Annotated in this window: 8 protein-coding genes; 5 read left to right on the forward strand and 3 right to left on the reverse strand. The window is 70.0% G+C overall.

Features of this window, described 5'->3' with window-relative positions; translation table 11 throughout:
• Positions 1–18: 18 nt before the first annotated feature.
• A complete protein-coding gene (locus LQ772_RS15290; RefSeq protein ID WP_231321981.1) occupies positions 19–1,428 on the forward strand; it encodes a coniferyl aldehyde dehydrogenase in 1,410 nt (469 codons plus the stop codon).
• 190 nt (positions 1,429–1,618) lie between these two features.
• On the opposite strand, the gene LQ772_RS15295 is transcribed toward LQ772_RS15290, so the two are convergent.
• A complete protein-coding gene (locus LQ772_RS15295) occupies positions 1,619–3,058 on the reverse strand; it encodes an OmpP1/FadL family transporter (protein WP_231321982.1) in 1,440 nt (479 codons plus the stop codon).
• Positions 3,059–3,258: 200 nt separating this feature from the next.
• On the opposite strand from LQ772_RS15295, the gene LQ772_RS15300 reads away from it, so the two are divergent.
• Together LQ772_RS15300 and LQ772_RS15305 are read left to right on the forward strand one after the other, a co-directional pair.
• A complete protein-coding gene (locus LQ772_RS15300; protein ID WP_231321983.1) occupies positions 3,259–3,546 on the forward strand; it encodes a YcgL domain-containing protein in 288 nt (95 codons plus the stop codon).
• Between the two features lie 64 nt (positions 3,547–3,610).
• On the forward strand, positions 3,611–7,054 hold the full coding sequence (locus LQ772_RS15305) for an ankyrin repeat domain-containing protein (RefSeq protein ID WP_231321984.1): 3,444 nt from the start codon (positions 3,611–3,613) through the stop codon (positions 7,052–7,054).
• Positions 7,055–7,170: 116 nt separating this feature from the next.
• Here LQ772_RS15305 and LQ772_RS15310 read toward each other — a convergent pair whose 3' ends face one another.
• A complete protein-coding gene (locus LQ772_RS15310; protein ID WP_231321986.1) occupies positions 7,171–8,979 on the reverse strand; it encodes a monovalent cation:proton antiporter-2 (CPA2) family protein in 1,809 nt (602 codons plus the stop codon).
• A gap of 97 nt (positions 8,980–9,076) precedes the next feature.
• Here LQ772_RS15310 and LQ772_RS15315 point away from each other — a divergent pair, with 97 nt between their 5' ends.
• Positions 9,077–9,901: a glutaminyl-peptide cyclotransferase gene (locus LQ772_RS15315; RefSeq protein WP_231321988.1), complete on the forward strand. Its 825-nt coding sequence runs from the start codon at positions 9,077–9,079 to the stop codon at positions 9,899–9,901.
• 210 nt (positions 9,902–10,111) lie between these two features.
• Here LQ772_RS15315 and hemB read toward each other — a convergent pair whose 3' ends face one another.
• On the reverse strand, positions 10,112–11,104 hold the full coding sequence (hemB, locus tag LQ772_RS15320) for a porphobilinogen synthase (protein WP_231321990.1): 993 nt from the start codon (positions 11,102–11,104) through the stop codon (positions 10,112–10,114).
• 265 nt (positions 11,105–11,369) lie between these two features.
• Here hemB and glk point away from each other — a divergent pair, with 265 nt between their 5' ends.
• Entirely contained in the window at positions 11,370–12,386 is a 1,017-nt protein-coding gene (gene glk / locus LQ772_RS15325; protein ID WP_231321991.1) for a glucokinase, read from the forward strand.
• Positions 12,387–12,394: the final 8 nt, after the last annotated feature.

The raw sequence follows: 12,394 nt of genomic DNA on the forward strand, positions 1-12,394 counted from the left end.
CTCCATCGGGCGCACGCCATGGCCGACACCCCCGAACTGACTGCCACCCTGCACCGACTGCGTTCCGCGCAGGCGCGCGATCCCCTGCCTGCCTGGCAGGTGCGCGTCGATCGGCTGCAACGCCTGGCTCGCATGCTGCGCGAGCAGCGCGCGGCATTCGCCACAGCGATCGATGCGGACTTCGGGCAGCGCCCGGTCGAGGAAACCGAGCTGCTGGAACTGTTTCCCTCGCTCTCGGCCATCCGCCATGCGCTGCGCCACGGCAAGCGCTGGATGCGTCCGCGCCGCGCACCGACGGCGCTGGCGTTCCTGCCCGGGCACAACCGCCTGCTGCCGCAGCCGCGTGGCGTGGTCGGCATCGTCGTGCCATGGAATTACCCGCTGTTCCTGGCGGTCGGACCGCTGGTGGACGCGCTCGTGGCGGGCAACCGCGCCATGATCAAGATGAGCGAGTTCACGCCGCGCTTTTCCGCGCTGTTCGCCGAGCAGATCGCGGCGTATTTCGTCGACGACGAGGTCGTCGTGGTCACCGGCGACGCCACGGTGGCGCAGGCCTTCAGCGGACTGGCCTTCGACCATCTGCTGTTCACCGGCTCGACCGCCGTCGGCCATCACGTGATGCGGACCGCTTCGGCGCACCTGACGCCGGTGACGCTGGAGCTCGGTGGCAAGTCGCCGGCCATCATCGGGCCGGGGGCGGACATGGCGCAGGCGGTCGAGCGCATCCTGGTGGGCAAGCTGGTCAATGCTGGGCAGACCTGCATCGCGCCGGATTACGTATTGTTGCCAGGCGCGCGGGTGGAAGAATTCGTCGCCACGGCGCGCACCACGATGGCGCGGCTGTACCCCGATCTGGCCAGCAACCGACAGTACACCAGCCTCATCTCCGATCGCCACTTCGAGCGCATGGCGGCGCTCCGCAACGAGGCGGCGGATGCCGGCGCGCGGATCGAATTGCTGGACGACGCACCGGCCGATCCCGCGCGCCGCCTGTTCCGGCCGCAACTGCTGCTCGACGTGCCCGACGACGCGAAGGTGATGCACGAGGAGATCTTCGGCCCATTGCTGCCGCTGGTCGCCTGCGACTCGGTCGCGCAGGCGGTCGACTACGTCAACGCCCGCCCGCACCCGCTGGCGCTGTACCTGTTCGAGCGCGACCGCCCGACCATCGATGCGGTGCTCGCGCGCACCCAGGCCGGCGGCGTCACCGTCAACGACACGCTCTACCACATCGCCCAGCACGGGCTGCCGTTCGGGGGCGTCGGCGCGTCGGGCATGGGCGGCTACCACGGCAAGGCGGGCTTCGATACGTTCACGCACCTCAAGCCGGTGTTCGCGCAGTCGCGCTGGAACGGTGCGGGGCTGCTGCGACCGCCCTACGGTCCCCGCTTCCGGCGGCTGCTGGAGCTGCTGCTGCGGCACGGCTGACGTTCTTCGCAGGAGCCGGTCTCAGCGAACAGGATGACCGCACCTCGACGATCCGCGAACCGCAGGGCGACGGCGACTACATCGCCACCGATCGCGGCGACAAACCGCTTCGCAACGGCTGACCATCCGCCGAACACCGCGCACAAAAAAACCTCCCCGCTCACGCGGGGAGGTCTTGCACTTCAAACGATCAGAACTTGTACTGCGCCGACAGGCTCAGCAGGTTGCCGTAGTCGTCGAAGTTGCCGGTCAACCGGTCGCCCGTGGGGCTCACCGAATCGATGTGCGCGTTGTTGACGAAAATGTGCGCGTACGAGGCATTGAGCTCGAAGTGCTCGCTGGCCTTGTAGCCGATGCCCACCGCGGCGAACTTGCGGGTGGAGTCGGGCACGCGGGCGTCGCGGGTGGCGGTGTAGGTCGGCGTGGTGTCGACCGAGATGCCGGCGCGCAGGGTCAGCTTGTCGTTGACGTAGTAGTCGCCGCCGATCGCCGCATACCAGGTATTGCGCCAATTGAAGGTCTCGACGCTGTCCGGCTGCGCCGGGTTGCCGTACTGCACGCGCAGTTCCTTGAACACGTCCCACTTGGTCCAGTTCAGGTCGACGCCCAGGCCAAACTTCTCACCCTGGTGCCAGTAGCTGAATCCGGCGCTGGCAGGCGTGGTGAAGTTCGCGGTGCCGGTGGTGTGGGTGAACGGCACACCGCCGGCGGCGGCCAGCAGCGGGGCGACCTGCGGGCTGGACAGCAGGGCGGTCACGTTGGCCGGCACGGTGAAGTTGCCGGTGCCCTCGAGCTTGTGGTCGATCTTGGAACGGTAGTTGACGGCAAGCTTGTCGTTCGGGGTGAGCTTCCAGTACGCGCCCAGCTGCCAGCCGTAGCCCCAGTCGTCACCCTTGACGCGTGCCAGGCCGTCGGAGCCCGGCGGGACCACGGTGCCGACCAGCTGCATGTAGGCCGGTACCTGCGCCGCCGGGATCAGGCCGCCGGCCGCACCCTGCTGTATCAGGCCCATCGCGACGCCGTTGAAGTTGATCGCCGAGGTCAGCTCGGCCGAGGTCTTCTGCGCGATGACGCTGGCACCCAGGGAGAACTGGTCGTTCACGTCGAACGAACCGGACAAGGTAGCGTCCAGCGACTCGAACCGCGACTTGATCGCGTTATAGCGACCCTTCCAGTTCTGGCCATATTCGGTTTGGAAGCCGAACGGCACCGACAGGCCAAAGCCCAGGTGCACGCGGTCGGACACCTTGCTCGCGATGAACAGCGCAGGGATCGGCAGCGTCGTGCCGGCGTCGCCGCCGTCACCGCCGCTGATTGGACGGCCGAGCGCGTCCGTCGCGGTGCCCTTGAAGCGGGCGCTGAAGTTGATCGCGGTGACGTCGGCCTGCAGGTAGGTGCCGTCCAGGTCGGTCATCGCGGCGGGGTTGTTGGCCACCACCGAGGCGTCGCCGCCGGCGGTCGCCGAGCCGGCATAGGCGCGGCCCATGCCCTTGGCACTGTTTTCCTTCAGCTGGAAGGCACTGGCATCGGCCGCCTGCGGCAGCGCCAGCGCACCGGCGACGGCAAGGCTCAGCGCGGCCAGCGCCAAAGGCCGGGCACGGCCCGGGATGGAACGAAAAGACATAGGCATCGCTTGCTCCTGCTTATCTTAAGACGCGGCTCGGGGTGGCAACGGAGACCGTCACGGCTGTTTTCATACGCGCGTTTGAGGCCCCCGCGCGACACTCTGCCCAGCCACCCCCGGGCTTGCAAGTGCGACCGCAGCATTGACGGTGCACGCTGCTACCCTTCGCGTCCCCCGCCCCACGCCATCGCCGTCGGAGTCGTCCCATGCATTGTTTCGTCTACGCCAGCCAGCGCAAATCCGATACCTACGTGTGGCTCGCCGCGCGCGACGAGTTCGGCGTGGTTCCCGAGTCGCTGTCGATGATGCTCGGCGACCTGCGCTTCGTGCTCGAAGTGCAGCTGGACGAGCAGCGCCGCCTGCCGAACGAAGACAGCGAGGTCGTGCTCGAACACCTGCGCACCCAGGGCTGGCACCTGCAGCTGCCGCCGCAGGAGACGCTCGCGGTCGCCAACCAGTTGCAGCGCAGTACGCCGGACGATCGCGACGAATGATTTGTGGTGTCGGGGTTAACGTGCCGTTACCGTCTGCGGCGCCCACGCTTCCTATACTCGCGCCATGAATGAGCCCCGATCGCGCCACCGCCCGCCGTCCCTGCTCAAGGGAACGGCCTGGTTCCTGCCTGGATGGATTGCCGTGGCGATCGCCGCGCTCGGGGCGCACCCGCTGGCGCTGATCCCGTTGCTGCTGGCCAATGCGCTGACGATGGCGGCGGTGTGCCACGCGATCGGTTTCGATCCCGAGCCCCGCTTCGGCCGTACCGTGCTGCGCCGGGGCGCCGCGCACCTGGTGATGTTCACCGGCTACGTGGCGCTGGTGTTCCTGCTGATTGCCTGGCCGATGCTCGAATTGCGCCAGCAACCGACGCTGGGCGGCGCGCTGTTGCTGGCCGCCGCGCTCGTGGTCGCGCTGGTGTCGCTGTGGCGCGTGTGGCCGGCCTTCGGTTTGGTGTTCGTGTGGGACGACGCCTATCCGGCGCAGAGCGATGGCTCGTGGATCTTCACTGCGACCGCGCGCAGCCTTGCGTTCGGCCGTCACCTGGCGCGCGAGGAACGTTTCTTCAGCCATTTCCTGCCGGCGGCGTTCGCGCTGCTGGTACTCGCCTATGGCGCCATCGCGCTGACCGGGCTGTATGGCGTGCTGCCGTCCGAACTGCGCACCGCGGCGCTGGTCGTCTACGGGCTGGCGGTGTTGCCGCTGGGTTGCCTGGTGATCGCCAACCGCACGCTGCGTGCGTTGCTGTGCGAGCGCACGCGCCCGCGTCGCCGCGCCGAAGACGCTCCGTTGCCGGCCGACTTCCTCGCGCCGCCAGCCCCGCGCCCGTCGACGCTCAGCGAGGAAGAGCGCACCGCCGGCGCGCCCGAACAGGGTCCCGCGCTGCTCGCGGCCGCGCGCGACGGCGACATCGAGCGCGCGCTCGCCCTGCTCGAGGCCGGCGCCGATCCCGACAGCGCGCCGGCGCCCGGCGAGCGCGACCAGCGTCCGGTGCTTACCCTGGCCGCCTTGCTGCCGGACACGCGCCTGCTGCGCGCACTCATCGCCAAGGGCGCCGACGTCAATCGCGCCAATGGCGGGCTCACCGCCCTGCTCGCGGCCACCCGCGACAGCTGGCACGGTCGCGCCGAAGCGGTCATGACCCTGCTCGCCAACGGCGCCAGCCCGCTGGCCACCGACAGCGAGGGCAACACCGCGTTGCATGGTGCCGCGCTGAGCGAGGAACCGATCGTCGCGGCGATGTTGCTGGATGCCGCCGCGCCGGTGAACGCGCTCAACCGCGCCGGCGTCAGTCCGCTGGCCGCGGCCTGCCGCGCGGCCAACTGGCCGCTCGCCAAGTACCTGCTCGAGCACGGCGCCAAGCCCGCTCCCGCCGAAGGCGAGCCCGCGCTGGTCGCCGCCGCCGGCATCGCCGACGACGATCCCACCGGCGTCAAGCTGCTGCTCAAGCATCGCGCGAACGTCAACGCCACCGACGCCCATGACCGCAGTGCGCTGATGGCCGCTGCGGCCGAAGGGCACCTGCAGATCGCCCGCGCCCTGCTCGCCGCCGGCGCCAACCCGAACCTGGCCGACCGACATGGCGCCACCGCGCTGATGGAAGCGGCGCGCTGCGGCGCCAGCGAGCTGGTGCAGGTGTTGGCCGACGCGCATGCGGACGCCCGCGCCAGTGACAGCCACGACCGCGACGCGCTCACCCTCGCCTGCCAATCGCCGCACGCGCAGGCCGCGACCGTGCGCGCGCTGCTCGCGCTCGGCGCCGAGCCCCGGCGCGCGGGCAGCGATGGTCGCAGCGCGCTGGACCATGCCGCGGCCGCCGGTCGCTGGGACCTGGTCGCGCTGCTCGACCCGCAATCGCCGCTGCCCGCCAGCCTCGGCGGCGACGCGCCCGACGACGACGAAACGCCGGCGCGATTGCTCGAAGCCCTGCGCCAAGGCCAGTGGGCTGTCATCGCCACGTACGCCGAGCGCGCGCGACAGTGGCCGCAGGCCCAGCTCGCGCAGCTCTACCTGGAGCTATCCGCGCCCGGCCTCGGCGCAGCGCGGCGCTGGCTGCTCGAACACGGGCTCGCGGCCGAAGCCTGTTTGCCCGCGGCGACGATCGACGCCGGGCACCCAGCGCACGCGCCTGGCCGGCGCCTGTTCGATGCACTGCTGGCCCAACTGCCGGCCTCCAGCGAAGCGGTGGACGACCTGCTCAAGGCCGGCGCCACGCCCGCCGGCGCCCATCTGCTAGCGCAGGCGCTGGGCGCCTTGGGCGACGGCGTCCTGGGCGCGGCACTGCCGCTCAAGCTGCTCGAGGGTGGCGCTGACGCCTTCGGCCCCGATGCACGCGAGCGCACGCCGCTGCACCTGGCGGCGATCCATCGGCACGGCGCACTACTCGAAGCCCTGCTGGCACGCGGCTGCTATCCCAACGCACGCGATGGTTCCGGCCGCACGCCGCTGTTCGCCGCGATCGAACATGGCGAGAGCGGACTGGCACTGGTGCGCGCGCTGATCGCCCACGGCGCCGATGCCGAAGCCACCGACGCCAACGGCGAAACGCCACTTGGCCTCGCGCTGGAACACGGCGCCATCCAGCACTGGCTGGACTGGGGCGACTGGACGCGTCCGCGTCGCGCACTGACCGCCACGGACCTGCCCGCCGCCACCCGCACGGGCGCGCTGACCGCGGTCGAGCGCCTGCTCGAACTGGGCTTCGACGTGGATACCCGCGACGCGCAGGGCGCCACCGCGCTGCTGCATGCCTGTGGCGCCGGCCATCGCGAGATCGCCATCCGCCTGCTCGACGCTGGCGCGGATGCCACGCTGGCGGCCGGCACCGGCGTCACGCCGCTCGCCGCGGCGGTGGGCGCGCGCCGCGATGCCCTGCTCGGAGTACTGCTGGAGCGCGGCGTGGAGGTGGACCAGCGCCTGCCCGGCGAAACCACCGCGCTGATGGTCGCCGCTGCGCTGGGCTATCCGGAACTCGTCGAACACCTGCTCGCCGCCGGCGCCGACATCCACGCGGCGGACATGCGCGGGCGCACCGCGCTGCACGCCGCCGCGCAGTTCGGCTTCGAACACAACGACAGTCTGCGCGCGCGGCGTCTGTTCGACGTGCTGTTCAAGCACGACGCCGACGTCAATCGCGCCGACAACGAGGGCAAGACGCCGCTGCTGCTGCTGCTCGGCGCGCAGTTCAAGCCGGGCTCCGCCTGCGATGCCACCCACCTGGCGGCCTTGCTGCCGGTGCTGCTCGACGCCGGCGCGCAGCTGGAACATGCCGACCAGCGCGGCGTCACCGCGCTGCACGCCTGTGCCATGCACGCACTGCTGCCGGCCGCGCGCGTACTGCTGGCGCGCGGCGCCGACCGTCAGGCCACCGACGCCTTCGGCCGCACCCCTGCCGACGTGGCCCGCCACCTGGGCCTGGTCGATATCGCCCACGAGCTGGCCGCGCGCAGCAACGCGGTGCCCAGCGTCCGGCAGATGTTGCGCCAGCCGGCGCAACCGGCGGAGTAATCACGCTCGCGCGACCCAAGCCCCTCTCCCCGCCGGGGAAAAGGTTTGGGTGTGGGGCGGGACGCGCGGGAAATCCGCGTCGAAAACCGAGGCGCTCCATACCTCAACGGCTGCTCTCACACGGATGGCGACGACGACTCCGGTCGTTCCCGCTCGGCGTCCGCCTCGAACAACTGCTCCAGGTCCGCCAGTGCCTCGCGCGTGGTCTGCACGATGCGCGCATCGTCGTCGTACACCAGATACTGCCGCTTGAGCAGCTCGGCATCCTGCTGGCGAAAACGTTCCACCCGCGCCGCAGCCACGTCCCTGGACACGCCCAGCGCCTCCAGCGTCATCTGCGTCATCTGCAGGCTGGAACAGAGCGTCTCGCGCACCGGGTCGTCGATCCCCAGATCCATCAGCCGCCACACGTGCTGGCGGTTGCGCGCGCGCGCGATGACCCTCAGGTGCGGATACTGCCGGCGTACCAGCCGCGCCACGCGCAGGCTCGATTCGGGATCGTCGCTGGCCAGCACGAACACCTCGGCCTTGTCCGCCTGCGCCGCGCGCAGCAGTTCCGGCCGCGCCGGATCGCCGTAGAAGATGTCGTTCCAGCCACCGAAGCGCTGCACCAGGTCGATCTGCTCGACCGAATGGTCCAGCGCCACGAAGCGGATACCCTGGGCGCGCAGCACGCGCGCCACGATCTGGCCCATGCGCCCGTAGCCGGCGATGATCACCTTGGGTGTCTCGGTCTCGATGGTGTCGTACTCGCGCACCGCCTTCTTCGGTCGCGCGCCGAGCAACCGCCCGGTGAGCGCGACCAGCAGCGGCGTCAGCGCCATCGACAGCGTGATCGCGAGCACCAGCCGGTTGTGCAGCGTGCCATCGAGGATGCGCTGCCCATCGGCGAGGTTGAGCACCACGAAGGCAAACTCGCCGCCGCTGGCCAGCAACACCGCCAGGCGCAACGACTCGCCGCGGTCGAGCCCGCCGACCAGCCGCCCCAGCGGCCACAGCAGCACGCCCTTGACCAGCAGAAGACCGACGACCAGCGCCAGCACGCGCAGCGGCTCGCTGAGCAGCAGCGACAGGTCCATCGACATGCCCACGCTGATGAAGAACAGCCCCAGCAGCAGCCCCTTGAACGGCTCCAGGTGCGATTCCAGCTCGTGGCGGTATTCCGAATCGGCCAGCAGCACGCCAGCCAGGAATGCGCCCAGCGTGGAAGAGACGCCCACCCGTTCCATCAGCCACGCCGTGCCCATCACCACCAGCAGCGCGGTGGCGGTGGACACCTCCACCGCATCGGCCTTGGCGACGAAGCGGAACACCGGACGCAACAGGTAGCGTCCACCGACCACCACCGCCACGATCGCGCCCACCGTGCGCAACACGCCCGCCAGGTCCATGCCGTGCCCGCCCGAGGTCGCCAGCAGCGGCACCGCGGCGATCAGCGGGATTGCCGCCAGGTCCTGGAACAGCAGGATCGCGAACGCCTGGCGCCCGTAGGCCCAGCCGGCCTCCTTGCGCTCGGCCAGGATCTGCAGGCCGAACGCGGTGGACGACAGCGCCAGGCTGCCGCCCACGATCGCCGCCGCCCGGCCGCTCAGGCCGAACCACGCGAAACCGATCGCACCGATCGCGATGCCGCACGCCAGCACCTGCATCAGGCCGGTGCCGAACACCGCACGGCGCATCACCCACAGGCGTTGCGGCGAAAGTTCCAGGCCGATCACGAACAGCATCAGCACCACCCCGAACTCGGAGATGGTCGCCACGCCGGCGGTGTCGGCGACCAGCCCCAGCAGTTGCGGGCCGATCACCACGCCGGCCAGGAGGTAGCCCAGCACCGAGCCGAGGCGGAAGCGCTTGGTCAGCGGTACGGCGATCACCGTCGCGAGCAGGAACACCAGCGCGGTTTCGAGGTAATGATGGCTTTCCATCCGCGCGACGCCTTGGTGGGGATGCCTCCGATTATTCCACGCCGCACCCGCCACGACTGCCGCGTCGCCGTGCACGCAACCGTGGGATGATCGCGCGATGAAACCCGTCACGCTCGCCATGGCCGGCCTGTTGCTGCCGTGCCTGGCCATGGCTTCGTCCATCCCGGTGCAGGGCTATACGGTCGTGCACGCCTTCCCGCACGATCCGACGGCCTACACCGAAGGGCTGTTCTACCTGGACGGCTATCTCTACGAGGCGACGGGGACCGTCGGCGCGTCCTCGGTGCGCAAGGTGGACCTCGCCAGCGGCAAGGTGCTCCAGCAGACGCCTACGCCGTGGCCGGACTACGGCGAGGGGATCGTGGCGTGGAAGGGCCGGCTGATCCAGCTGACCTGGCAGGATCACGAAGGCTTCCTGTTCGACCTGGCCACGCTGACGCCGCGCGCGAAGTTCGCCTATCCGGGCGAAGGCTGGAGCCTGACTACCGACGGCACCCGCCTGCTGATGAGCGACGGCACGCCGACCATCCGCATTCTCGATCCGGACTCGCTCCAGCAGGTCGGCCACATCGACGTCACCGCCGACGGCCATCCGCTGGCGAACCTCAACGAGCTGGAATGGGTCAAAGGCGAGCTGTACGCCAACGTCTGGCTGACCGACCGCATCGCGCGCATCGATCCGGCCAGCGGCCGGGTCATCGGCTGGATCGACCTGGCCGGCCTGGGGCCCGCGCCCGAAACGCTGGAAGACCCGGCGAACGACGTACTCAACGGCATCGCCTACGACGCGGCGCACGACCGCCTGTTCGTCACCGGCAAGCGCTGGCCCCGGGTGTATGAAATCCGCCTGGTACCGGCGCATCGCGACACAGCGGCGGGCCCTGCCGCGGCGAAAGCGGGATCACCGCCGGCCAGCCGCTAGCGACGCTGTCACCCACGCAGCACGTCCATGTTCGACATGAACCTGGGCAGGTTGAAGACCATGGACGCGCAGCCGTCCTGGGCGATGCGGGCAGTCGTGTGCGTTCGGGTCACCTGCGGCAGGTTTCTCCTGCAGGAACGCTCCTGGGGCGCACCAGGTGCCCGGCCCACTTTGCGATTGCCCAGAGGCGCTCCTGCAGGCGTCCGAAGCCTATTCGCCGCGCAGCCACCGGGCGGCGTCGATGGCGTAATAGGTAAGGATCGCGTCCGCGCCAGCGCGCTTGAACGCGGTCAACGATTCGAGCACCACCGCCTTCTCGTCCAGCCAGCCGTTCTGGGCGGCGGCCTTGAGCATCGCGTACTCGCCGGACACCTGGTAGACGAAGGTCGGCGCGCCGAAGGTCTCCTTCACCCGGCGCAGCACGTCCAGGTAGGGCATGCCCGGCTTGACCATCACCGCGTCGGCGCCTTCGGCCAGGTCCAGCTCGACCTCGCGCAGCGCCTCGTCCGAGTTGGCCACGTCCATCTGGTAGGTGTGCTTGTTGCCCTTGCCCAGGTTCGCCGCCGAGCCGACCGCGTCGCGGAACGGGCCGTAGAAGCTGGAGGCGTACTTGGCCGAGTAGGCGAGGATGCGCGTGTGGATGTGGCCGGCCGCTTCCAGCGCATCGCGGATGGTGCCGATGCGGCCGTCCATCATGTCCGACGGCGCGACGAAATCCATGCCGGCCTCGGCCTGCGCCAGCGACATCTTCACCAGCGCTTCCACCGTCGGCTCGTTCATCACGTAGCCGCGTTCGTCGATCAGGCCGTCCTGGCCATGCGTGGTGTAGGGATCGAGCGCCACGTCGCCGATCAGGCCCAGTTCGGGATATTTCGCCTTCAGCGCGCGGGTGGCGCGATGCATCAGGTTGTCCGGATTCCACGCCTCGACGGCGTCTTCACTCTTGACCGACGGGCCGGGCGACGGGAACAACGCCAGCGCGGGGATGCCCAGGCGCACGCACTCGCCGGCCAGCTTGAGCAACTCGTCGATGGACAGCCGCGCAACGCCCGGCATCGAAGGCACGTCTTCGCGCTGGCCTTCGCCTTCGATCACGAACGCCACCATGATCAGATCGCCCGGCAATAGGCTGTGCTCGCGCATCAGCGCGCGGGAAAAGGCGTCGCGACGCATGCGGCGCATGCGGATGGCGGGGAAGTTCATGGCAGATCCGTCGCTGGTGCGAAAGGCGCCATTGTACGCCGCGGGCTTCGCATGCCTTCCGGCTGCGGCGTTCCATCGCTCGCCGCCCGGACGTGCCCGAACGGACGACACCGTCAAGTTCTGCCCGTCGAGCCGCATGGGTCGGTGCATCACACATTTTCCACGACGGTCGCACGACGACCGGCTCGCAAGTAGCCAGTCAGGCCGGTTTCCGATACCTTCCCCCGATTGCCGCCGCGCCCGCGCTGCGCCACAGAACGACCCGATGAGCTTCGACACCCGACCCCCCACCCTGCTGGCCGACCTCGGCGGCACCAACGTGCGCTTCGCGCTCGCCGACGTCGGCGCTGCGGAGCCGCTCGTGGCCGACAGCGTGCGCCGCTACCGCGTACGCGATTTCGCCACGCTGGCCGACACCATCCGGCAATACTTCGCCGACACCGGGCTGACCGCGCCGCGCGCGATCATCGCCGCGGCCGGGCGCATCGCCGACGGCGAGACGGTGCAGATCACCAACAATCCGTGGGCGGTCGCCGCGCATGCATTGCAGGCGGACCTGGGGATGGAGTCGGTGCGGCTGGTCAACGACTTCGCCGCGCAGAGCATGGCCGTCTCGCTGCTGCAGCCGCAGCACCTGAAGGCCGTCGGTGACCTGCCGCTGCCGCGGCTGGACAGTCGCGACCACCAGACCTTCGTGGTGATGGGACCCGGCACCGGGCTAGGCGTGGGTGGCCTGCTGCGCCGCGATGGCCACTGCAGCGTGCTGGAAAGCGAAGGCGGCCACGCCGGCTTCGCCGCGCACAGCCGCGAGGACATCGAGATCCTGCACCGGCTCAACGAGCGTTTCGGCCGCGTCTCCAACGAACGGCTGATCTGCGGCAACGGCCTGGTGAACCTCTACACGGCGCTGGCCGACATCGCCGGGGAGCGTGCGCAGGACTACTCCCCCGAGGACATCACCGCCCACGCCGGCGCCGGCACCGATCCGTTGTGCGTACGCGCGGTCGAAACGCTGGCCGGCATCTTCGGTTCCGTCGCCGGCGACCTGGTGCTGACCTTGGGTGGCTGGGACGGCGTCTACCTCACCGGCGGCCTGCTGCCGATCCTGCTCCCGTGGCTGCAGCGCGGCGGCTTCCGCCAGCGCTTCGAAGCCAAGGGCCGCTTCAGCGACACCATGCGCCAGGTGCCCACCATCGCCGTACTGCACCCGGAACCGGGCCTGCTCGGCGCCGCCGCACTGGCGGTGATGGAAACCGGCCGCCCGCTGCTGTCGAGTCCGTAGTCATCCCC

Source organism: Frateuria edaphi (genome assembly GCF_021117405.1).
Classification (GTDB): Bacteria; Pseudomonadota; Gammaproteobacteria; order Xanthomonadales; family Rhodanobacteraceae; genus Frateuria_A; species Frateuria_A edaphi.